This window comes from Paenibacillus sp. MAH-35 (assembly GCF_058135425.1).
Genome location: NZ_JBYUPU010000013.1, coordinates 1 through 23,595 on the forward strand (window position 1 = coordinate 1; position 23,595 = coordinate 23,595).

Annotated in this window: 21 protein-coding genes; 5 read left to right on the top strand and 16 right to left on the bottom strand. The window is 57.0% G+C overall.

Features of this window, described 5'->3' with window-relative positions; all coding sequences use genetic code 11:
* Positions 1-396: 396 nt before the first annotated feature.
* The 3 genes from AC3Y2E_RS15975 to AC3Y2E_RS15985 form a co-directional block, all read right to left on the bottom strand.
* A complete protein-coding gene (locus tag AC3Y2E_RS15975; RefSeq protein WP_379211969.1) occupies positions 397-582 on the bottom strand; it encodes a hypothetical protein in 186 nt (61 codons plus the stop codon).
* Between the two features lie 20 nt (positions 583-602).
* Positions 603-1,466 (bottom strand): sugar phosphate isomerase/epimerase family protein, encoded by an 864-nt coding sequence (locus AC3Y2E_RS15980; RefSeq protein ID WP_379212241.1) that lies wholly within the window; start codon positions 1,464-1,466, stop codon positions 603-605.
* 335 nt (positions 1,467-1,801) lie between these two features.
* Positions 1,802-2,182: a type 2 periplasmic-binding domain-containing protein gene (locus AC3Y2E_RS15985; RefSeq protein WP_379211971.1), complete on the bottom strand. Its 381-nt coding sequence runs from the start codon at positions 2,180-2,182 to the stop codon at positions 1,802-1,804.
* Positions 2,183-2,523: 341 nt separating this feature from the next.
* Between AC3Y2E_RS15985 and AC3Y2E_RS15990 the strand changes: the two genes are divergently transcribed.
* Positions 2,524-3,321 (top strand): helix-turn-helix domain-containing protein, encoded by a 798-nt coding sequence (locus AC3Y2E_RS15990; RefSeq protein ID WP_379211973.1) that lies wholly within the window; start codon positions 2,524-2,526, stop codon positions 3,319-3,321.
* 317 nt (positions 3,322-3,638) lie between these two features.
* Here AC3Y2E_RS15990 and AC3Y2E_RS15995 read toward each other — a convergent pair whose 3' ends face one another.
* The 4 genes from AC3Y2E_RS15995 to AC3Y2E_RS16010 form a co-directional block, all read right to left on the bottom strand.
* Entirely contained in the window at positions 3,639-4,085 is a 447-nt protein-coding gene (locus tag AC3Y2E_RS15995; protein WP_190925567.1) for a NucA/NucB deoxyribonuclease domain-containing protein, read from the bottom strand.
* Between the two features lie 915 nt (positions 4,086-5,000).
* A complete protein-coding gene (locus AC3Y2E_RS16000; protein ID WP_379211976.1) occupies positions 5,001-5,630 on the bottom strand; it encodes a D-sedoheptulose-7-phosphate isomerase in 630 nt (209 codons plus the stop codon).
* A complete protein-coding gene (gene nadD, locus AC3Y2E_RS16005; protein ID WP_379211978.1) occupies positions 5,627-6,271 on the bottom strand; it encodes a nicotinate-nucleotide adenylyltransferase in 645 nt (214 codons plus the stop codon). The genes AC3Y2E_RS16000 and nadD overlap by 4 nt, the downstream gene beginning before the upstream one ends.
* 230 nt (positions 6,272-6,501) lie before the next feature.
* Positions 6,502-7,695: a glucose 1-dehydrogenase gene (locus AC3Y2E_RS16010; protein WP_379211980.1), complete on the bottom strand. Its 1,194-nt coding sequence runs from the start codon at positions 7,693-7,695 to the stop codon at positions 6,502-6,504.
* Positions 7,696-8,081: 386 nt separating this feature from the next.
* Here AC3Y2E_RS16010 and AC3Y2E_RS16015 point away from each other — a divergent pair, with 386 nt between their 5' ends.
* The 4 genes from AC3Y2E_RS16015 (at position 8,082) to AC3Y2E_RS16030 (ending at position 13,085) form a co-directional block, all read left to right on the top strand.
* Entirely contained in the window at positions 8,082-10,721 is a 2,640-nt protein-coding gene (locus tag AC3Y2E_RS16015) for a CehA/McbA family metallohydrolase (RefSeq protein WP_379211982.1), read from the top strand.
* Between the two features lie 206 nt (positions 10,722-10,927).
* The gene (locus AC3Y2E_RS16020; protein ID WP_379211984.1) at positions 10,928-11,347 is read left to right on the top strand and encodes a hypothetical protein; all 420 of its coding nucleotides are present in this window, start codon (positions 10,928-10,930) and stop codon (positions 11,345-11,347) included.
* Between the two features lie 61 nt (positions 11,348-11,408).
* Positions 11,409-12,320, top strand: a complete 912-nt coding sequence (locus AC3Y2E_RS16025) for a sigma-70 family RNA polymerase sigma factor (protein WP_379211986.1) — start codon at positions 11,409-11,411, stop codon at positions 12,318-12,320.
* Between the two features lie 96 nt (positions 12,321-12,416).
* Positions 12,417-13,085, top strand: a complete 669-nt coding sequence (locus tag AC3Y2E_RS16030) for a VOC family protein (RefSeq protein WP_379211988.1) — start codon at positions 12,417-12,419, stop codon at positions 13,083-13,085.
* Between the two features lie 955 nt (positions 13,086-14,040).
* Here AC3Y2E_RS16030 and AC3Y2E_RS16035 read toward each other — a convergent pair.
* From AC3Y2E_RS16035 to AC3Y2E_RS16075, 9 genes are all read right to left on the bottom strand, one after another.
* Positions 14,041-14,661: a histidine phosphatase family protein gene (locus AC3Y2E_RS16035; protein ID WP_379211991.1), complete on the bottom strand. Its 621-nt coding sequence runs from the start codon at positions 14,659-14,661 to the stop codon at positions 14,041-14,043.
* Positions 14,662-14,744: 83 nt separating this feature from the next.
* Entirely contained in the window at positions 14,745-16,109 is a 1,365-nt protein-coding gene (locus AC3Y2E_RS16040) for a polysaccharide deacetylase family protein (RefSeq protein WP_379211993.1), read from the bottom strand.
* Positions 16,110-16,299: 190 nt separating this feature from the next.
* Entirely contained in the window at positions 16,300-17,169 is an 870-nt protein-coding gene (locus tag AC3Y2E_RS16045) for a sugar phosphate isomerase/epimerase family protein (protein ID WP_379211995.1), read from the bottom strand.
* On the bottom strand, positions 17,166-18,008 hold the full coding sequence (locus AC3Y2E_RS16050) for an endonuclease/exonuclease/phosphatase family protein (RefSeq protein ID WP_379211997.1): 843 nt from the start codon (positions 18,006-18,008) through the stop codon (positions 17,166-17,168). Before AC3Y2E_RS16050 ends, AC3Y2E_RS16045 begins: the two co-directional genes overlap by 4 nt.
* 6 nt (positions 18,009-18,014) lie before the next feature.
* A complete protein-coding gene (locus tag AC3Y2E_RS16055) occupies positions 18,015-18,914 on the bottom strand; it encodes a polysaccharide deacetylase family protein (RefSeq protein ID WP_379211999.1) in 900 nt (299 codons plus the stop codon).
* Positions 18,915-19,004: 90 nt separating this feature from the next.
* Positions 19,005-20,036 carry a metallophosphoesterase family protein gene (locus tag AC3Y2E_RS16060; protein ID WP_379212001.1) on the bottom strand — a complete coding sequence of 344 codons (1,032 nt, stop codon included), beginning with the start codon at positions 20,034-20,036 and terminating at the stop codon, positions 19,005-19,007.
* 57 nt (positions 20,037-20,093) lie between these two features.
* On the bottom strand, positions 20,094-21,164 hold the full coding sequence (locus tag AC3Y2E_RS16065; protein ID WP_379212004.1) for a metallophosphoesterase family protein: 1,071 nt from the start codon (positions 21,162-21,164) through the stop codon (positions 20,094-20,096).
* Between the two features lie 30 nt (positions 21,165-21,194).
* Entirely contained in the window at positions 21,195-22,415 is a 1,221-nt protein-coding gene (locus tag AC3Y2E_RS16070) for a beta-galactosidase (protein WP_379212006.1), read from the bottom strand.
* Between the two features lie 169 nt (positions 22,416-22,584).
* Positions 22,585-23,445 carry a phytanoyl-CoA dioxygenase family protein gene (locus AC3Y2E_RS16075; RefSeq protein ID WP_379212008.1) on the bottom strand — a complete coding sequence of 287 codons (861 nt, stop codon included), beginning with the start codon at positions 23,443-23,445 and terminating at the stop codon, positions 22,585-22,587.
* Positions 23,446-23,595: the final 150 nt, after the last annotated feature.

The following is a 23,595-nucleotide window of genomic DNA, read 5'->3' on the forward strand; positions in this document are numbered from 1 at the left end:
CAGATGTTTGAGAAGCTGGAGCTGGGTCAATACCGCATGCTTTCGTAGGTAATACAAAATGGAAGCCGAAATCCCTTCTGTAGCAATGGATTTCGGCTTTTATACTACACTAACTAGGAAAGTCCCGTTACCAGCTCTTATTTTTGGTTTTTCAAGGATAAATATGGATATAAGAGCTTTTAGCACCTCTTATTTTTATCAAAATTCACGATTGCGGCTGATCGCACCACTATAAGGGTCCCTATCATCTCTTATTTTATGAGCAGAGCCAGTTTTCGTCGATATAGCAGCTTCAAAAGACTCTTATTGTGCAAGTGGCAAGCAGCCAAAGCCGCGCACATCAACTTCAAAGCAAGCCCCATCCCAGAGAAACTTTCTGGAACAGAGCTTGCGCAACTAGGCTTCCTGCTCTTCCAGCTCTTTCAGCTCTTTCAGCTCTTTCAGCTCTTTCAGCTCTTTCAGCTCTTTCAGCTCTTTCAGCTCTTTCAGCTCTTTCAGCTCTTTCAGCTCTTTCATCTCTTTCAGCTCTTTCAGCTCTTTCAGCTCTTTTAGCTCTTTCAGCTCTTTCAGCTCTTCCAGCACACCTTTAGCTCTACTCTTCCCTACACTTCATCCCATAGGCGCCGGACATTCTCCATGCCGACCTTCGAACCGTACGTGCACGATTCTTTGCCTTCGAACTCGATGGAGAGATAACCGTCGTAACCGGAATCTTTGATCGCCTTCAGTACGGTCCGGATATCGATGTCGCCCTGACCGACTATAGCGCCCCTCAAGTAATTGCCGCCCGCCGTGCGGAACCAGCCTTCGCCCGGGTTCTGGTGAAACGGCCGCAAATAAAAATCTTTTATATGGACCATGGAGGCGATCGGCAAATTTTTCTTCGTGGCAACGACCGAATCCTCATCTGCGCACATAAAGTTTCCGATATCCAGCGTCGTACGGTAATTGTCTCGGCCGACCGCATGAACGAGCGCCTGTACGCGGTCGCTGTGCTGAATATAATAGCCGTGATTTTCTACGCTGGTCGTGATCCCGTATTGAGCTGCGTAATCGGCAATCCGTCTGCACGCCTCGGCCAGCTTGGGCAGGTCCGCGATAAAATTGACAAGCGTCGCTTCCGGGATCGGGCGGGACGCCACATCGTGACGCATCAGCTTCACGCCCAGCGCATGAGCGACGTCGACATGCTTCATTACCCTGGCGATTTCCGCCTCGTACGACGCTTCGTCCGGCTGCACGAATTGAGCGCCGATCGCATAGTCGGACACATCGATTCCGCTAACATCCGCCTGCTTGCGGATCGCTTCCACGAGCGCAGGCTCCTCGGTCAAATTGATTTTGCCCGAAGAAATTTCTACGTGCTCCCCGCCGTTGTCCGCAATCCATTTTACCGTATCCAGGAAGGTCATCTCCCCGTCCGCTACCGCCCGGGACAAACTGTACGTACTGAGTCCTACTTTCATCATCGATCGCCTCCGATTGCTTAAACTTAATTCCATCTGTCCTCATCTTACAATACATTGCTCCCGTATATGCGACAAAATCGAAAAAACAGGTGTCAAAAAATAACCGGAGCAAGCAGCAGAATTGCACGTCTAACCGACGATTCATGAGCGCAACTGCCGGTACGGTTTCGGCACGGTGTTTTGGCACGGTATTGCGGCACGGTATTTGGGGCGGTGTTTTGGCACGGTGTTTCGGCGCAGTTTCCGCACGGTGTTCACGCGACTTCCAACGGCCAGACGGCTACAATTTGGCAGCCAAGTTCGGTACCCGGACCGCCCGCACAACCCCGCGCCTATTTTTGCTGAGACAGCTTCTGATTCGCTTTCTCCTCGATCGTCCGGATCACAGTGTTCACGTCATGACCTTCGGTGATCAGCCGTCTTCCCACCTCCGCTTCGGCGCTTACCAGATACTCGTATTTGGTAATCACGTGCGGAGTTCCCGGCGTCGTCTTGAACAGCGCCTGTACGTTCTTCCCTTTATATTCGTCCAGCTTGGAGCCGTATACCTTGCTGATCTCATCGCTCTGCAGTATGCTCGGGGTGCCGTATTCGCTCATCAGCTTCTGCACTTCGTCGGAGGTAATCACCTTCAGCACCTCCATCGCCGCATCTTTGTTTTTGCTGCCGCTCGTATCCGCCTCTATATACAATGTTTTACGTTGTGCAGACAAGTCTCGTTATTCTGTCTTCAGCTTCACCGGAGATGTCGAGACGCGCTATCATCGTGGAGGATTTCCTTTTTCCTGTATCGCAGGGGAAGGCTTTGACCGATTCCCTTGGATGATTCTACTTTCCGAGAGGCATACGTTTTCAGTGAAACTGAACCCTTCCTTCCTGCAACCAAGCCCCCTTTTCGCGCGAGGACATTTGCCATGATACAGCTTCGCTCGGAAGCTTTTCTTTACAAGGACCTCAGACTCTGCACCTTCTATGTATACTTATTTATTTCAGGTTGTACTATAATGATTTCATCTTCATAATCCTACACGCATTCCGGATAGGGGGCGAAGTTTTGCTCGCTTTGCATTCGATTTATTTCGACGATGTCGATACGACCTGGCGCAAGCCGTTATCGTCCACCGAATACTGCATGCTCATTCTGGTCGTCCGGGGCAGGCTCCTCTACCGGCTGAACGGCGAAGACATCCCGCTGCAAAAAGGCGACCTGCTCTACATCCCTGCGCATACGATGAGGGAAGGACTGCCGATAAACGGTGAGACGCATCAGAAATATTCCGTACATTTCACGCCCGACGAGGAAACGCTGCGCTTGTTCCCTCCGCTCCGCTCGGACAGCTGGTTCAAGGCCGAGTCCCAGACGGTCGAATACGGGAAGCAGCGGTTCCATATTCTGGCCCAGCAGTGGCTCGGCAAGCTGGCCTATTACGAGCCGGTATGCTGCGGGATCGCCCAGGAATTAATCGCCTTGGCGTGCCGGGATTATGAAGCGACGCGCTATCCGCACAAAAAACACGCTCAGGTACAGACGATGCTGCAGTACATACTGGAGCATTACCGGGAACCGATCCGGATCGAACAGCTTGCCGCAGTCGTCGACCGGACGCCGAACTACGTAACCGGCATTTTCAAGGAGATCACCGGTCAGCCGCCGATCGACTACCTCCACCAGGTGCGGATCAACGCAGCGAAAGACCTGCTGCTGAACAGTACGATGACCATCGCCGAGATTGCCGATTTTCTGGGCTACTGCGACCCGTCCTACTTTAATCGGATGTACAAAAGATGGACCGGCTCCGTCCCCTCCTCCTTCCTCAAGCTGCACCTGGCCGGGACCCGCGTGAAGACGTAAACGGAAAGCGGCTGGCCGACAGCGGCAGCGGAAGGGCCCCGCATCGAAAAAGGACGGATGGGTGCCGTCACGGCATCATCTGTCCTTCCGCGCAGCCGCCCGCCACACGTGACGCTGCGAGTCTGACATTTACTTTGCTGGGGATACGGAAGCACTAAGGTGCGGAAAGCAAGAGCAGGGCGAGGCCGAGCGTGGAGGGGCAGCAAGCGGATGGGAGCTTGGTTTTATTGGAGGACCGGGGCTGCGAACGTCCCGGAAGTTCTTTCCAAACATACAGCCTCCCTTTACCTGACAACAATGCGGACCTTCGCCTCTCTTTACTTCACAACGATGCGGACCTTCGTCCCGTCTGCATACTTCTCCAGCTGATTGCTGACCCAAGATCCGGCGCCGCGGTTGTCCGAGGGGCTTATGTGCATAATATCCGCTCCCGCCCCGCCTTCGGCACACATCGCCATAGGCCACTCATCGCGATCCAGATTCGGCTTAGTCGGTACGCCTTTTAACGACTCCTTCCGGTTCTCGTCGGCGCCTTTACGGTCAATCGTGCAGATGGAAGACTTGCCGCGTTCCACCGCGATCCGGATATGCTCCGCCGTTTCGGGGAACCGGTCGGAAGGAAAATAGATCGTATACGCCGCTTCTTCATCGTGGCTTGGAGCGGTTTCGGATGTTAGAAAAGACAGCAGCTCCGGCTTGTAGAAAAACAACAGAGCCAGTAATCCAAACAGTACAACAGTGAGTGTTTTCGGTTTCTTTTTCATGATGCCTGCCTTTACAAGTATTTGGTCAAATAAAGTTCTTGTTATCCTTATCCGCAGGCTCGACAGATCGAAGGTAAAATCCGGATGAAGCTTCCGTCACCTGCTCCGGCTTACAATTCCATACCTGCTCGACCATCATAGCAAAAATAACCTGCGAGCCAAGGAGCTTAGTTCCCATTCTACAGTCCTTTCCTGGCAAAAGCACCCTCTATCTGAGTTTTTATTGTCGTTTCGTTCGCAGCCTACCAGCGCTTGAACCAAGGCGGATAAAGGTGGTTTGAGGCTCTTATTTACCGTATACCGTAGAGGAATAGGCAAATAGGAGACGTTTGCGAGGCTGTCGGTTAACTGTGGACAACCAAGTGGAAAGGGAAAAGATTACCTTCTGGCGAGTTTTGTCTGGAATCCCCTACCTTACAATCCTTATTCAATCAAGGGATTCCGGACAACCTGTTTGAGCAGAAGAAGGTAACTTTTCACTTGGAACGGCCTGCTAACACTTCTACACATTGAATCGACAGTCTCGTTTGCGCCTCTTATTGGGGGGCTACTCCCTCTTCAACGGTGATTTTCCTCAAAATAGCAGCTGCAAACATCTCTTATTTATCCCAAACACCGTGCGTATGGAAAAATAAGAGCTCCAAAAGTCTGCTAACCCCACGCCAAAAAGGGCCAGCCCTAGGCTACCCCTCCTCATCGGATGCGGTCAATCGTCCGCCGTCACACCGTATAACGCCGCAGACGGCAGCAGCCCTTAACCTGCCCCCCGCCTTGCCTTCCAACGCCTAACCTAACCTAGCCATCGCTTAACCTAGCCTAGCCTTGCCTAGTTTGCCTCGCCTCGCATGGCCTCACCATTGCCTAACCTACACTAACCTTATCCCATCCATCCGCTGCTTCAACGCCTGCCTTCGTTCAAAAAAACTCCTCCTCCAGCATGATGCAGAGGGTATGATAAATCGGCAGGTGCCGTTCCTGAATATCGGGCGTCACATCGGAAGGGACGCGGATGATGACGTCGCACAGCTCCTTCATTCGTCCGCCGCTCCGGCCGGTCAGGCCGATCGTGCGCATGTCAAGCGCACGCGCCACCTGAAGGGCGCGCACGACGTTGGCCGAATTGCCCGACGTGCTGAGGCCGATCAGCACATCGCCCGGCCGGCCGTAGCCGTACACCTGCTGGGCGAACACCATGTCGGCCGCCACGTCGTTCGCATACGCAGTCGCCAGCGCCGTATGGCTGACGAGCGAGATCGCCGGCAGCGCGCCCTGCAGACGGTCGGCGATATAGCCGCCGTCCTCGTCCCCGAACCGGCGCAGCCGGTCTCTCATCGTCTGCGGAACCGGACGCTTCGACATAAATCCTTTCATCAGCTCACCGACGATATGCTCGCAGTCGGACGCGCTGCCCCCGTTGCCGGCAAGCAGTACTTTGCCTCCCCCGCGATAGCTGTCCCGGATCGTCTCGAACGCACATACGATATCGGCGGAGCATTCAGACAGCTCCGGATATTTCGCTACACATTGCTTCAATACATCACTCATGAATCGGTGCCTCCCGTAATAGAAATAGAAACATTTCGGACTTCTGCATGTCCGTCCGGCCGGTACAGTCCGCTGCTTTCGATGATGCGAAGGACCCGCTCCGGCACCAGATAACGAATAGAGAGTCCCGCAGCCCGCCTCGCGCGAACGTCAGCCGACGATAGGCCGACCGGTGTCATTCCCGCGCTTCGCATTCTGTCTGTGATAAACTCGGGGAGCGCCCGCCCCGTGCCCGGACAGCCTTGACGCTTCAGTTCAATAAATCCGACGCGTGCGGCAATCTCTTCGATCCCCCGCCAGCCGGGCAAGGATGCCAGCGCATCGGAGCCGATCATATAATGAAAATCATGCTGCGGATACGTCCGGCACAGCTCCCGCACCGAATCTACCGTGTAAGTAACGCCGCCCCGTCTCAGCTCGGCCTCTTCGACACGAAAGCGCGGCTGACCCCGGATCGCCTCTTTCAGCATCGCAAGTCTCAGTCCGGGCGATGCGACGGTGTGCTTCCTTTTGTGAGGAGGGAGATAGGCCGGCAAAAACCAGACTTCGTCCAGCGAGTGAGCCTCAAGCGCCTGTTCCGCGGCGAGCAGGTGTCCAAGGTGTACCGGATCGAAGGTCCCTCCCATTATGCCTATTTTCACTGCAATCCCTCCTGCACCTCCCATTGTTCGGGACATACGGCGAACCGGTCCGGATCTGATCCGTGCCTAACATCCCCTCTTGGCCCGATCCAGCTGCAGACGGCATCGGCATCCCCCTTGCCCCGCCCAGCCCGGATCGCGCACGAAAGTGCGCCTCATCAGCTTTGATCTCCGGCCACTGAGGAGTTCATACGACATTCTCCACGGCCTGCCAGTCCGGACGTTCCGCTTCAGTATCCGTCCCGAACGCCTCCGCCGATCAGACGAGCGGCTTCCTCTCTCGTTACCAGATCGACCACCGCTTTGACCGTTACTTGTTCAAAATCGAGATCCGGCACCTGTCCCAGCGACAATCGCTCCGTCATCAGCCGGACGAGCTGCCCCGGGTACATCGCCTCGATGCGCTGCAAGCGGCGGATCGCAGATTCAAAGTCGGCACGCGAAGCGTTAACCGAGCCGATAATCGCTTTATTCTTCAGGACCATTTCCTGGTTCAGCATATCGCTTGAAATCTCGATCCTTCGGTCGCCGGAGGCTACTCCGAGCAGCGCCAGCACTCCATTCGCGTTTAACGCCTTCATCGCCTCGAAGGCATGCGGGCTGTACCCGCTGCATTCCCAGATCAGATCGGGCGATATCCGCTCCCTGACGGCAAATTCGGCCAGTCCGGAGACGCCGCTTAGACCGCCGCCACCCGATAACAAACCGGAGTCAGCGCCTGGCTCCTCCCGCAGATTTACCTCGTGATAGTGACCTCCACAGCTGCGAACGATGTCCGCATTCACGCTGTCCGCACCCGATCTGGACCATACATGCACGCCCAGCCCCATACTTCGGCACGTCAGCGCGGCCAATAAGCCGAGCGGACCCGAACCGACGATCAGCACCGTTTCAGGCGACCAAGCGAGACGCCGCTGCAGATTGCCTACCTGGTTCCACACCTTCTCCACGATGCTCTGCGGCTCTACGAGCACACCGTACTCCGCACACTCCCGGGGAATCGGCACTACATAGTCCGACCGCTCCACCACATATTCGCACAGAAAGCCGTCCGCCCCGCGGATGCCCCGCTCCGTGTAGAAGCCCGTCGAGCAATAATCCTGCTGCCCGCTGCGGCAGCAGGTGCACCGGGCGTCTCCGCACGGCCTCCTCACGAGCACCGTCGCCAGCTCGCCAGGCTTCATCATCGAAGCGGGCCCCGCCTCGACGACGACTCCGAGCAGCTCGTGCCCGATGACAAGCTGGGACGCGCCTTCCGGCAGCATGCCGTACCGGTCGCGGATAATTTCCCGGTCCGTACCGTCCAGTCCGACGCTAAGCGCGCGAATCCGCACATCCCCGGGATCGGTCAGCCGGGGAGCGGGCAGATCGGTTACCGTCACGTATTGACCGCGCTCCCCTTCTTTAAGCACAACCGCTTGCATAAGAGCCGCCACTTCCTTTCGCTTCAGTTGACAGCAAGCAGAACGGAACAGAGGCGCCTTCACCCGCATAACGCTCTGCTCTGGTTCTGCATGACTTCGGCCTAATCTCCATCGATAAGTATGCGTGACCGCGCCGATCAAGACGTTTGTCTGACGAACTATGCGGCACGCCAGTTGCCAATTGACTTATTCTTTAAATTAACTCGTTAGACGGCTGTCCCGCAGTGCATTTTTTTCATTTTCATCCGATTACCCGCCGCCCCGCAGCCTTCAACTTTCCAAGACCGCAGAGGTTTGTTCCTGCTGCTTTTCCTAATTTACTTAATCATTAATTAAATGTATTATATAAGGTAAACCGGACTTTTGTAAACACTGGGAGGATGAGCATGCACCCGAACACGAACGATCGTGACGGCCGGTTTACCCCGGTCGACTTATCAGCCGCCTACAATCGGATCATCGCCGAGCTGCAGCCGGAAGACTGCTCCGACGCGGTACTTCGCAATAAGCACCATCTCCTGACCGGAGCGCAGGAATTATGGGGAGTGCCGTTCTCGCTCGGTCCGCAAGCGCAGGACGGAGCGGGCAATGTCGTGCTGCTCAAGGACGAAGCCGTCGAGCTGACGTTTCCGCAGCCGCTGCATGATCGCCAGCTGCTTTTTCTGCATGCCGCCGATTTTAAGGAAAGCCCGGCCGCTCACGGCGGAATTGTCAGCCCGATGATGGGCACCCCTCGTCTCGGTGAGACGGTGTGTGTGTACACGCTGCGGTACTCGGACGGGACGGAGGCGGAATTCCCGATTCGGAGACGGTACCAGATCAGCGAGTTTCAGGTGAAATGGGGCGAGAACAGCTTCGAATCGGTCAAACACGTCAAACCGCGCACGATGGCGACGAATACGGATCTGCTGCATATAGAAACTCCGGCCATTCCGTGGGGGCAAAGCCAGCTGCGCACTACGTTTCCCGGCTTCGGAAGCCCGATGCACCACTGGCTGTACGCGCTCGAGAACCCTCACCCGGACAAGGAACTGATCGCGTTATCGATGCGCCCCGCAGACGGCACCGCCTTCCTGTTCGGCATCACCCGGACCGATCTGGCATCCAATCCGTTCCGCTGGGAAGCCAAACGGAAGATGCGTTATACCGCACCGGCCGGCTTCATCCCCCAGCCTTATGGAGATAACGCCAACATTCGCATCGATCTTGGCGAGGTGATCCACGCCGCGCCGGCTCTCGAATACAATCACGACGAATGGCTGGGCAACGCCAACCCTCGCCTGCCTACGCCGCGCCCGGACGAATGGATCATCGAGTACTCCGCACACCCCGATGCGCTGCTGTTCATCGAACGCGGCGGGAGCGTCGAAGCGATCCCCGTCCGGGAGCTGCAACAGTCGTCCTTATGGACGCCTGTGGAGAATCCGGTGCAAAAAGTCGCGATCCGGATCGTCGAACGAACGAGCGGCCGCAAAGTCGCAGCCAAAATTCACTTGCACGGCGCCTTCGGCGACTACATCGCCCCGGTAGCCGGACACCGGATGCCGAACGCCCACTGGTTCGAAGACTACGGAGCGGAATATGTCCAAGAGTTCCATTACAGCGCTTACATCGACGGGGAGGCCGAATTCAAGCTGCCGCGCGGCGACGTGTACATCGAGGTAACGAAAGGCTTCGAGATTCGTCCGGTTCGCCGCAAGGTAACGGTTGACGAGCAGACAAGCACGATAACCGTCGAACTGGACCATGTCCTTCCATGGAGGCAAAAAGGCTGGGTGACTGCCGATACTCACGTCCATTTCCTGTCGCCGCAGACGGCTCTGCTCGAAGGGGAAGCCGAAGGCGTCAATGTGGTCAATCTGCTTACGAGCCAATGGGGCGAAATGTTCAGCAATCTCGGCGACTTCGACGGCAAAACGACGATCGGCAGCAAAGAAAACGGCGGCTCCGGCGAGTATCTGGTCAGGGTCGGGACGGAAAACCGCCAGCATGTGCTCGGCCATATCTCGCTGCTTGGTTATGAAGGACGAATGATATTGCCGCTGTGTACCGGGGGGCCGGACGAATCCGGGCTCGGCGATCCGCTGGAGGCGACCGTAACGGAATGGGCTAAGCGGTGCCGCGAGCAGGGCGGTATTGTCGTTTTGCCCCATCTGCCCAACCCGCGCGCGGAAGGCGCTGCCGCTCTCGTGCTCGGCGAGGTCGACGCGGTCGAGATGTGCTCATTTGAAAATATCGGGATCAACCCGTACTCGCTGTCCGACTGGTACCGTTATTTGAATTGCGGCTACCTGACCCCGGCTGTCGGAGGAACCGATAAAATGTCCCAATCGACGGCGGTCGGAACGATCCGCACGTATGCGCTGATTCCTCCGGACGAACTCTTCTCCTACGAGTCGTGGATGAACGCAATCCGCCGCGGGAACACGTTCGCCACACTCGGCCCGCTGATCGATTTCCGGGTGGGCGAACACGAGATGGGGACGCGGGTGGATCTTTCCTCCTCCGGCGGAACGCTCGATGTCGTCTGGCAAGTATCGTCAGTCACCGTCCCCGTGACGAAAATCGAGCTGGTCGTTAACGGCGAGCTCCGCGAGCTGCAGACGACCGATCCGGAAGCCGGTCATTATGCCGGGCATTGGTCGGTGCCGGTTAAGGAAAGCTGTTGGATCGCACTTCGCGTGCGCGGCAAATATCACGACCAGTCGGAGATGATCGCCGCTCATACGAGCGCGGTTATGGTCGTCGTCGACGGGACGCCGATGTTCAGCCCGACCGATGCGGTCACCATTCTCGAGCAGATCGAAGGATCGACCGCTTATATCAAAACGATGGCGACGAAGGCGGACGAGCAAACGTATAAGCGTCTCCTGATGACGCTGACGAGCGCCCACCGCATGCTGCACAACCGGATGCACCAGAGCGGAGTCATGCACCACCACAGCGCCGTTGACGATCACAAGCATCATCATCATCACCATCACGACAATCATGGGCCTCACGGCCATTCGGGCCATCATCATTAATTCATCCGGATCGTCCGATCCGCTTTCAGCCTTCCGCCGTTATGGGCGGAAGGTTTTTTGCCGTATCCGGCTTGCATCCGAAATGAAACTTTACGATCCCGCAGTCGTCTAATCTGTAAGGCCGAGGAACGTATTACGTGTTACCCTCTTCATCGTTCGTTCGCTTCGGGCCAAACACCTCATCTCTGCTAAAGGCGGTGCTGCCGTTGAATCTGTTCCGGCATTACTCTATTCTGTGGGTTTGCTTTATCGTGCTCTTCAGTGCGGCGACGTTCGGTATGGAGCTGTTGGAAGGCTACAAAATAATGACTACAGAATATATGGGCATCCGCAATGTCGGGCCTATCTTAACTGCGCTATTTTGCATCATCGCCGCTGTAGGATATCCTCTCTCTCTGATGCTCGTATCGATGCTGATTCGCAAAACGGTAAAAGTCGCTCTCGTACGCGCGTTCGTTTATACCTTGATCGGCGTCGTGGGGGGAATCTGGATTTTCGATGCCTTCTATCCCGCCGAATTCGTCCAGCGTTACGACCTGAACCGGAGCATCGCGATTGTGTTCTTCGGAACAGCCGGTCTGCTGTATGCCTGGATCGATAATGTGCTGGCTAAGAAGCTGAGATGAAGGGATATACGCCGATTTATCGAATACGTCTATACAAACAACTGCTATTGGATGAGGACCTATGAACGAACCGTTAAAGTGGATCGAGGCTGTCCGGGCTGGAGATGATGAGGCATATCGTCATATTGTTGCCAAGTACAAACATGCCGTTTACTATGCGGCCTACGCTGTGCTGTACGATCATTTTCTGGCTGAAGATGCCGCGCAGGAAACGTTTCTTCAAGCTTTTTTGCGGCTGTCCGATCTGCGGGAACCTGACAAATTAGGCAGCTGGTTATATGCGATCTCTCGTCGACAGAGCATTCGTCTGAAGAAGAAACAGAACCGTCTTGTGCCTCGGGAGAATATGGACCGCGTCGAGCTTACCATGGAATCAGCGGAAGCCTCCGTTATGCGGCGACAGAGTCACGAACAGATCTGGCAGTCGATCAGCGAGCTGGACGAGAAAAACCGGGCAGCTACCGCTTTGTACTACATGAGCGAGATGTCGATGAAAGAAATCGCCGGATTTCTTGGCGTATCGGTACGGGCTATCGAAAGCCGGCTGCAAAGGGCGAAAAAACAGCTGCGCGTATCGCTCGCTGCGCTTGAAGATAGGACGACGGCGAATTATCCGGTGCTTGGCTCCGCTTTCGAAGAGCGCATTATGCGGGAAATTCCGAACCTGCTCCGGATTCCCCGCATCTTTGTCGATGTCCGCGATGCTGACTATGCGGAGGCCTGGTACGAGGCGATGCTCGGTTTCGATTTCCATTCCCGGGAACCGGCCCTCGGGGTTCATATCTCGTTTCGGGAGGTTCCCCTTCCGAACCCTTCGCGCGAGCCGATTCTAACATTCGGCACTCCGGATCTCGAGGAGGCTTTGACAGCTTTGCAGGCTAAGAAGGTTGAGAGCTGTACGCTCTCATCCGACAGGCGCTCCTTCACGTTTAAAGATCCGTTCGGCAACGTTCTTGCGTTTGTGGCGGATTAAAAATTTTTACATATTCGCGACGGGTTTTGTATGTTAAGCGACTCTATCTGTCAGGGAACGAGTAAGATCCCGAATAGGACTATGAGGAGAGTTTATATGATGAACGATCAATCCTTATTAATCTGGAACGGCCGGATGGAACTGAAACGCCAGCCCCAAGTACCCAACATCAGCCGCATTATCGTCGCAACGATTCCGGTTCGGGACGTCGAGCAAGCCAAGGCGTGGTACTCCCTGCATCTCGGCATCGATTTCGACGCGCGCAAGCTGCATGCAGGCAATCTGAACATCGGGTTTTCCAAGGTTGAGAACCATACTCCTTCCGCGCATTCGATCTTCATTTGGCAAACGTCGGATCTGGAGCATGCTTACCAGAGCATGAAAGCTAACAGCGTTACGCTTCACGGGGAGGTCAACTGGGTTTGCCGGTATTTCGTATTCGCCGATGGCGACGGAAACCGGATGACCATGTGGCAGCAGGATGAAGAGGCGATTTTCAGATTGTCTGCGGTACAAACGGCGGAAGAGCTTCAGGATGTGATCAAGAGAGCTCTCTTCTGTAGAAACAGCTATGGACGCACATGGTCATCGTTCGAAGAGGAGCTGCTGCTGTGCGAGACGATCCGCGGCCGCAAGATTGTACTTGACGGATGGAGCCGCCTGTTGTCCGTACTTCCAGAGGAAGCGCGTTTGCTCAAGGAATGCGTGAAACGCCACAATGCCAAATATCCGTCCTCCGAATGGTTGCTGGAAGCAAGGAACTGACGCATCTTTTTGATTCTGGAGTCGGAGAAACTTTATAGGCTTGCTCGAAAACATCCCAATGTTTTTGGGGTGTTTTCGTTGCTTCTACAAGGCGAATGGCGTCCTCTGTCCGCCAAGAATTGCGTCATCACAGAGCCTCCCATACCAAAAAACAATTTAAGAAAGAACCATTCGTAAAGCACCCTGACGGTTCTTTGACGTGCAAACCCCATACGCCAGCGCGTGGAAGGGAATGGGTACCTTCCTTCGCTCCAGCCGCTCGCTTTCAGTCGTGTTGTCTTCATGCGGTGGTATGGCTAACGAACCCAGCATTCGTTATCAGAGCCGAATTCGGACGTTTGAATTTGTAACGAACTCTTGTACCGTTATTCCCGTCAAATCGGATCGTTTTTTTCCACTTTCGGTTCGATAACGGCCCCCGGATTCGTTAAGTTTGGAATAACGTCGTTTTTCAGCCATAAGCACGATCCGATTCGTTAGTCATCGAACCTGAGTAGTATACGTTCTCTAATCTAACGCCAAGTAAGGAGACCCCTCCCCTTCACTTTAGCGCGGTAAAGAACTTAAACTTTCTGGCAGAGTACAAAAACTCTAACGGACACAGCGAGGCTGTCAATTCATTGTGTAGAAGTGATAGCAGGCCGTTCCAAGTGAAAAGTTACCTTCTTCTGCTCAAACAGGTTGTCCGGAATCCCTTGATTTCATAAGGATTGTAAGGTAGGGGATTCCAGACAAAACTCGCCAGAAGGCAATCTTTTCCCTTTCCACTTGGTTGTCCACATTGATCGCCAGCCTCCACCATGTCCGTTAGAGTATGGTTTAGCTTGCATTCCGGGCTCATCTTCGCTTTAATACGGTGAAGGACATAAACATTCTGATCTCTTAAATAAACCCCCGGCCCGCAAACAGCGGAACCGAGGGCCAGTACAAGCCAATCACACGATCACCCAATGCCTCACACAACATCGAACAGCTGCGGGATTGCCGGGCCGATGTAGCGGATCGACGTCTTGGCGCCTTCAAAGCCGAGCCACCAGATGCTGCAGTTGTCGCCGTAAGGACGAAGGCTGCTCGAATAGTCGAGGCCGAGCGTCGCCAGCATCATGCGCCGGTTCAAGGCGCCGTGAGCGAACAGCGCGACGCGCTCGTCTCCCGTGAACCGGGTGCGCAGCCTGTCCAGCAGAAGCTGTGCCCGGCCGTATCCCGTCTCCGACGTTTCGCCTCCCGGACAATGCCAGCCTAGCGGATCGCACTCCGTTCCTTCGGCGAACCTTACTTCCGGATACATAGCGGCGAGCCGCTCAGTCGTCGGCCCCCGATACCCGTCCCCGGTCCATACCTCGTGAGCGTCCAGCCATACTTCAACCGGCAGATTAACTGCCCGGGCCAGCGGCTGAGCCGTCTCAATCGCCCGCATGAGCGGACTGGAGAAAATATGCGAAAGACCGGCGCCGGCCATACATGCCGCCACTTTTTCCGCCTGAGCCCGCCCTTTGTCGGTTAAGCCTCCGTCCGCCAGCAAGGTAGGCGACGTATTCGTTACCGATTCGCCGTGGCGGATAATAAACAATTCCATCAATGTTCGCCTCCTGTCCTTTTTGCCTTCGCCTCGCGAGCGCCCGGCGCGGATTCGGCCGGAGCTAGCGAGGCGAAGGCCGTTTATCCGAATATGGCGGGCTTCATCGTCCACGTCTGCAGCTTCGACATCCGGACGACGTTCGGCACCCGCAAATCTTCGGGGAAGATCGACCAGCGGGTTCCCCACAGCTCATTGTCCCCCGCGCATTCCATCGTCTTCAGCTTCCCGCGGACAATCTCTACCTCATCGTCCCCGCTCAGCCCATGCTCCACAATCCGGGCCATCGTACAAGTCAGATCGAGCGGACTGATCTTCCCGCCATTCAGCTCAAACGAATCCGGAAGCATCTTGAACCCGAGAACTTCGGGATGCTCGGCGCCGAGCGCCCGTATCAAGTCGGACACCCGCACCGTGCCGGACGTTTCGCTCTCGACCTCGTTCTCCGGTCCGTACAGGAACTCCGGCGTTAGTTCCTTCCCCAGAAGCAGGCCGCGAAACAGCGAATACAGATCAGCCGGAGAAAGCGAATGAGTGCCGGATACGCGGAACCCCAGCTCATCGCCTATGGAAGCCGCCAGAGCGCGAAGCTCGCTTTCCCCCACAGGCGCATGGGACGAGCATTCCAGGGCGAGCGCCTGCTCTGAGCCGATGTATTCGACGTTCTCCTTCGATAACGTATAGTCGATAAACTGCCCGAGCTGCTCCAGGTAAAACTCCATCTCCCCGGCCGGTTTAAGGGGAGCCGGCTTCCACAGCTCACGCGGCGTCTGCCGGCCCCGCCCGAAATTTTCCTTGTCCCAAAAAGCGCTGCACACGAAATCGCACTCGTGGTAATAGATGCTTACGAATCCGGCCGGTTCGGAGGACAATTCGTCATATAACCGGTCAAATTGCCGCTTCGCCTCCTCCAGTCCCCCTTCGCGCAGCTTCATCCGCATCGTGCCTTTCAGATGGGTAAAATTAAGCAGCCCCCCGTACCAGAACGGCTTCTCCTGCCAGGAAACATGATCGTGATCGTCCAAATAGACCGGAATTCCCCACTTGTTCAGAGCGGCGAACGTTTGCGGCGCCCAAGAGTAACCGGCCTGTCCGTAACAGAGCGCCGGCTTGCCGGTAATGCGGCGCACGTCCTCAAGCCCTTGACGCTCCCGTGCTTCGTACTCTTCAGCTCCGCTGCGGAAGCCGAGCAGCTCCAGATACTCCGTCGTGACCGGATGCTGGCTGTGCAGATCGGTATGATAGCCCACCTCATGCCGCTGCAGCTCGCTCACAATGTCGGCGCGTCCATCCTCTTCGACCCGCCTCGCCTTTTCCCCGACGAATTTGAATATTCCCTTGACGTTGCGCTTGTTCAGCATTTGCAGAAGAGCAAGCAGCGAATCCTGCGACTGAGGGGTAATATAATCTTCCACGTCAATCCAGAGCAGTACCTTCACACCCGCCATACGACCGTCGCCTCCTACCCGATTTGCTTATTTTCGTAACCGGACAGCTCCTCCTTGCACAAGCAGCCAAGCAGCCGAGCAGCCGGCCGGCCATCGCGATGAGCGCAGCACCGAACATGCGGAACCTTGTACGGCGCGGCCCTCCTCGTCTATTCCTCTTCGCTCCTCCCGCTCCGACTACTTCTACCACTCAAGACTCGTACCAGATCCGCCGCACGTTCTGGAAGGCGATCCGTGTCCCGACGACAGCAGGCTCCATTCCTTCGAATTCGATCGACAAATACCCGTTGTAGCCGGACGACTTGATCGTAGACAGCAGATGCGGCATATCCAGAAACCCGCAGCCGGCGATCGCTCCCCGCAAATAATTCCCGTTTAAAGTCTCGAACCAGCCTTCTCCGGGATTTTTGCAGCGCTGCCGGTAATAAAAGTCTTTGATGTGCACCATCGAAGCGTGACCGATCACTTTCGCCACCGCGACATGCGGGTCCTCGTCCGCGCACAGGAAATTGCCGACATCCACTGTCGTTTTAAAGTTGGGACGGTTCACCGCCTGTAAGATCCGCAGCACCCGGTCCGCCGTCTGCACGTAGTAGCCGTGGTTTTCCAGACTGGTCGTGATCCCGTACCCTGCCGCGTAATCGGCAATTTCCCGGCAGGCGTCCGCCACGGCGGGCAGATCCCGCTCGAACCAGTCGGCCGAGCATTGCGCCATCGGTCTGCGGGCCGTATCGTGACGCATCCGCTTGACGCCGAGGGCATGGGCGATGTCGACCTGCTCCTTGATCCTGGCGATCTCCCCGGCAAGCGCCGCATCGTCCTTGCCCGCGAAATTGCCGCCAACCGCATAGTTGGACAGCTCCAGTCCGGCGTCCTCGGCCGCTCTGCGAATCTCCGCCACGTACTTCCCGTCCTTCATCCGCTCCTTCATGGCGGACAACGGCACGATCTCCACATGTTCCGCGCCCTGTTCCGCGATCCAGCGAATCGCGCTACCGATATCCATCTCGCCGGACTCTATGCAGGAATTCAAGCTGTAGCTGCTGATTCCGATTTTCAAGCGCGCTCCCCGCCTTCCCGCTTCGCCGCCTGCACTGGGGAGCCGGACAGCGTAGCCTTGGCGGCAACCGGATAATGATCGGACGGGTATATGCCGTCATACTGGTCCCGGATAATGCACACATCGTCAAACCGGACTTCGGACGTTCCGAAAATATAATCGATCGGCTCGCCGTCCGCCCCTCCCTCAAAACTGTGGAACGACGTCCCCGGAGGCTCCGTCAATATCGAATACGCATCGGTCAGCGAAAGGTTCTCCGATCCCGGATCGGTCTGTCCGCGCAAATAGGCGATGGCCGGATTGTCCGGCTCGGCGTTCATGTCCCCCGTAAGCAGCACCGGCAAGCCCGTCCGCGCCCGATGGTCCGACAGCCGCTGCCAGAGCAAGCGGACGCCTTTCTCGCGGGCCTCCTGACTGCTATGATCAAGATGGGTGTTGTAATGCAGGAACTGCCGGTCCGGATCTTGGCGCGAGCGGAAATGCGCCCATGTGCATATCCGGTGATGCGAGGCGCCCCAGCATTTGGCTACAGGCCCTTCCGGATGCTCAGACAGCCAAAATTGCCCCCAGTCAGCTACTTCCAGCTCCTCGGTCAAATACAGGATCGCATTGTGTTCGTCTGCGCTTCCCTCGTTCCGGCCTTCGCCGATCCATGCATATCCCGGGAGCTGCTGCTCCAGATCGGTCAGCATCTCGCGAAAGCCCTCCTGCGTTCCCGCAACCGTCGGGCGGTACCGTTTGACGATATCCGCCGCATACGTCTTCCGGAACGTCCAGGCATTGCCCCCGTCCTTCGTCGTCTGCCGCCGCAAATTAAAAGTCATCACCGATAGTTGCATCGCATCTTATCCCCCTCGCTGGGCATCCCGCAGCATTCTCCAATTGGTCATGCGGATGTTCTCCTCGTCAATCACACGCCGAACATCGGCGTCGCGGAACAATTCGTATTCCATCTGCCGTTTCGCCCACTGTCCGGTGATCGCCTTCAACTCTTCGGTAGCGAAGAACGGATGAATAATGATTTCCGAGATGCCGGGCTGCAGGCTGCGGAGCGTATCGATCATCTTCGCTTTAAACGAATCGTACGTTTCGTGTTCCTCCAGCGAATACGGCAGTCCGAGCAGATGATCGATCAGCGCGATGCCGCAGGCATCCGCGTAGCGGACTCGCTCCTCATAGATCCGACGCATTTCGGGCGACATTTTCCGGCCGTTGTCGCCAAGCTGACGCGGCAGCCGGAAAGGCAGCCGGAATTCGGCGCACAGCTCGATCGCCTCCCGCAGAAAATCGCGCCCGCAAGCAATCCCGTATACGCTGCCCATATGATTGTCCAGATGCGTCGGGTCCACCCCGAGCCTCATCGCCAGCAGCACCTGGTTCCGAAGCTCCGTCTTCACCTGCGCGGAGTCGGCCCGTTCTTCGACCTCCCGGCATTTGGCCGGAAAATAACCTTCGGGCGTAATCAAGCTGCTCACATCGGCGTTACGGGTAACCGGACCCCACTTGTACATCTTCCACTCGCTGGTGAGCGTCAGATGAACGCCGACATCAAAGTGCGGATTGTCCGCGGCCGCTTTTGCCGCCTCCAGCGCCCAGGGACACGGCGTCATCAGCGTCGCCGACGAGATTAACCCCTCCCGCAGCAAGCCGATAATCGCTTCGTTGCCCGAGTGGCACATGCCGAAATCGTCCGCATTCACGATCAGCAGCCGATCCGTTTCCGAAGAGCCTCTTTTTTGCAGCATACAAAGTCCTCCCGTCCCCATCGTTTAGCTTCCGGATATGGCGCGCGCTTAAATCCGCAGCTCGTATCCGCCGCCCCGGCCTTGCTCGCCTCAGGACTGCGCCGCTTGCACCGGCTGTTCGGATTGTACCGGTTCCACCGGCTCGGCCGGCTCCGCCTTTACTCGGGGCACGGGCGGCACCCGGCCGATCGCGGTGTGCTCGGGCTGTTCGTCTACGACCGAACCGTCCGCCATCCGAATCCATGTCTCGAAGCCGCGCTCGCCTTCGCGCAGCCGGATCACCCTCGATCCTCTGGCGAATTCCTCTCCCCCCACCGTGTTGTAGCCGCTAGCCCGGCCGTAGCATAGCCGGATTCCGTACAGATCTCCCCAATAATCGTTCGTATGATCATGCCCGACAAACGTGCCCATCACGTCGCCCATCTGCTTCATCGCCGCGAACATGCCCGTATTCAGGCGCGGACAGCCGACATTTTCGTTTTTAACCCCGTAGCACGTATGAAAGTCCCACACATCGTTATATTCCGGCAGCGGGATGTGAAAAAAGGCAAGCGCCGGAAGCGGTTCCCCGCTTCGCTGCGTCAACGCCTCCGATTGCCGGATATACCAGTCCACCTGATTGCGCTCGAGCCACGCATAGCTTTTGATAATATGCTTCGGCGCGCTGCAGCCGGTGTCGAAAAAGTAAAAGGCCGCCTTCGGCTCTTCCCCATCCGCAGCGGATGCGACCGTAACCATATAGTTGCCGACGCCCGTCACATCGTCCGGCCCTGCCTCCGCATAACAAAGCGGCCGCCGCGAAGCGGCTTCCATCATCTCCTCGCGGGTGCACATATCATGCTCCGAGTCGTGGTTTCCGAACGTAAACGCATAAGGAATCCCGTACGACTCCGGCAACGCGAGCAGCTCCAAAAACTGTCCGAGCTGGTCGGGACAACGGTTGCCTTTTACCGCATCGCCCGTAAATACGACGAAATCCGGCCGCTCCGCTTCCAGCACCGATTGGACAGCCGCGATCGTGCGGAGATCTTCCGGTACGCCGCCCTCATAGTGAAGATCAGCGATCTGAACGATCTTAAACGTCCCGTCCGCGCGAAATTGAAGCTTCTTCTTCTCCGCCATTCCGATTGATTCTCCCTTCGTACGATTCGTAATTGTGACGCTCCCGGGGCAGTCGGCTCATCCTGCGGCATTCGGCGCCATCGCCGGTTCGCCGGGCAGATGCTCCGGCTGGCTGTAAACCGCCGACCCGTCCTCCAGCCGCAGCCAGCTTTCGAAGCCGCGCTTGCCCTCGGTCAAGCGGACGATCCGCGCCCCCCGCGAATTTCCCTCCCGTATGTTGCCGTTAAATCCGGTCGTCCGGCCGTAGCACAGCCGGATTCCGGCCAGTTCGCCCCAGTAATCGTTGGAATGGTCGTGACCGACAAACGTTCCCATCACGTCGCCTCTCTCCACCATCGCGGCGAACACGCCCGTATTCAACCTCGGGCAGCGTACCTCCGCAAGCCGGTGCCCGTAGCAAGGGCGGGTGTTCCATACTTCCTCGTATTCCGGCAGCGGAATATGGAAAAAAGCGAGCGCCGGAAGCTTGGCTCCGTGCCGCTTCTCGAGAGCCGCAGATTCGGCTGCGAACCATTCGGCTTTATCGCGGGAGATCCATTCGCTTCGCCCGTCCCGGACGGCCCGCTCCGGCGCGTTGCATTCGCTGTCGAAGAAATACAGATTCGCCGCCGCCCGCCGGACCGCTTCTTCCGAAACGTTAGGAGGCGGGATCGAGTCCGCCGGCGCTGTCGACGCCGTCCGCTCCTCCCCCTCCGCGATTCGTCTCCGGGCGGCGGAGGCGTCCGATTCCAGCACGGTTAGCGTATAGTTGCCCGTCCCGCTGACGTGCTCCGGCCCCGCATCGGCCATACATAACGGCCGGACGGCCTCCATCTCCATCAGTTCCTGGCGGGTAACGCCCCGGCGGGAATCATGATTGCCGAAGACAAACGCGTACGGGATGCCGGCCTTTTCCGCGATCGCAGTCACTTCGCGGAACTGCGCCCGGGGATCGGGTCCGCGGCTTCGAATCTGATCCCCGGTATACACGACAAGGTCCGGCTTCTCCAGCCGCAACACTTCCTCCATCAAAGCGAGCGAGCGCACATCCTCCGGCGCGCCTCCGCCGTTATGCACATCGGCGAACTGCACGATCGTAAACGTTCCGTCGTCGCGATATTTCAAGTTTGGTTTTGTTTTCATTTCCATCGCCTATTCCTCTTGTCAACTTAATCATCATCACGCAAACTGCACCAGCTTGCCCTCGCCGGGCTCGAGAGACACGCTCAGTTTACCCGACTCCGGACGAAGCTCCGTCTGCACCCCTTGCTGCCATACCTGCACCGGCTTCTCCGGACGGGACAGCCACAGGTTTATCGTATGCGCAACCTCGAAGCTCTCGTTGACGACCAGCGCGTAGGCGTGGCCGCCGCCGTCCCGGAAGCAGCCGATAATCGCCGCATCGCCCTCGAGACGACTCAGCGGCCTGAATTGCGTCAGAGCGCCGCCGAACGGCGGCTGTACGTTGCCGTGGGTCATCACGCCGACCGACTCGAGCGTCGACAGCACGCCGCCCAATCCGGCAATTTCCCGGTTGACCGACTGCACTTCGCCGTAATGCCGGGTCCGGTTGCCCGCCCGGTCGATCATCGCGTCGCCGAACGTCTCCCTGCCGTTATCCGGCGTCCAATAAGTGAAATATTGAATGCCTTTCGCACCGAAAGCGAGGCTCGTATATACTTGCCAACGGATCTCCGCCGCGGAAGGATCACGGTTCGAGCGGTTGAACGCCAGCGTCTGAATGAACAGCCAGAAAGGAACGTTATGCCGCAATGCGGCTTGGCGGATCAACTGCAAGTTGGCGAAATAATCCTTCGTAATCGTCAGCACGCGTCCCGGGCGCGGAGTCAGAAACGGGTAATGGTCGTAAGACAGGATGTCCGGCCGAAACTGCTCCATATACAGCTCGACATACCGCTCGTGATCGACGCCTCCCCGCTGCTCGTCGGAAGCGTAGGTCGGAAACAAATTCACATACGCCAATCCGTGCGGCACCGCTTCGGAGTACGCCGCTTTCAAAGCGGTCAGATGCTCATACTGGGCCACAGACGGCTCATCGATGAACAGATTTCCTCCGAAGGCGGGATGGCCTGCGAATTCACCGGCAATTTCCCCGACTTTGCGCAGGTCGCCCCGGGACAAAGCAAACAGTCTCGTGTCATAAACGAGATACCGCAATCCGTTCGCCTGCGCAGCATCCAGCGCCTTGTGAATATATTCGGTCCCTGCGCCGTATTCGGCCAGGCCGATCACGAACGTAAACCCGGCTTCCTTAATCTCTCGATACCGCTCTTCCGATATATGCTGCGGCGGGGGCGACACCCATAGTCCGATCGGGATTCCGGCCCCTTGCGTCCAAGTCGAATGGTGTGACGGATTCGTCGGATTCGTCGATTTCATCGATTGGCACCTCCCTATGCGCCAGAACGGTTGGGTCCTGGTTAGCGTGATGGGGGCGCCGCAGGTGCAGCGCCCGGCAATGAATCGGCTTGAATCGCGCCGGTTGAAGAAGCTCGGCGTTTGAACGTTTCGCATGCAGGCTGGATTGGACAGCCAGCGGGCCCTCCCTTTACCAGGGGTCGAGTCCGACCAGCTTGCGTCCGAGCTCGGTCAACCGGGCGGGGCCGTCGCTGTTTTTCAGCTCCCACTCGCGTTCATCTGCTGGGAACATGGACGGACCTTTGCGATTTTGCCAGCCTTCGACCACTTCCGGACGCGTCACCCCCGGCTTGGCGGGAAACATCGTGATGTATTGGGCGAATCTGGGCTGATCCGTATAATTTTGCCCGTTGCCGTGCGCCAGCAGGAAGTCCCAGATGAGCAGATCGCCGGCCTCGCCGGGAATCGGAACGATCTCATGCCCCTTCACGTCGGGGATCGTCGGATGGCGGTCCTCCGGCTGTGTCTGAAGCCACTGCTCGAAGTCGCGGTAAATGCTCGGCACGCATTGGAATCCGCCCTGATCCGCCGACGTGTCGGCCAAGTACAGCACGCCCTGCACCGGACGCGGCCGGGGAAGCGGGAAAGTCAGATTCGACGTATTCGTATCCCAATGAATAAAGCCGGTATTAAACTGCGTAAAATCGTCGCGGCGCGGCGGCTTCATATTGACCCGGTCGATGCTTACCCACAGCTCCTTCACCTGCATCAGCTCGGCAAACGCCTGATACAGCCGCGGATGCTGACGGTTATCCCACATCGTCTGGTGCTGATACAGCGGAATCATACCCGCGCTCTGGTGTTTCCACAGCGAATCCATCCCGGCGGCAGGCCGGTACCAGCTCTCGGGATCGTCCGGCTGCTGGCCGGTAAATTCCCAGATCGTTTCGATGAGCCGCTCGCAGTTTTCCTTCGGCACTGCATTTTTCACAAGCAAATATCCGTTCGTATGAAAAAAGTCGCGCATCTCCTCAGTTACGACAGCTTCCATCTCTCCACACCCCTTACCGGAATTTGAGAGCCGCGTGTATCGTCCCTTCCTCCGCCGCTCCTTGCCTCGCCATGGGTCAACATGCTTATGCATTTGTCTTGGACATTTGTCTGGGTCGTACGCCTATAGGCTTTAGGTTTTAGGTTTTAG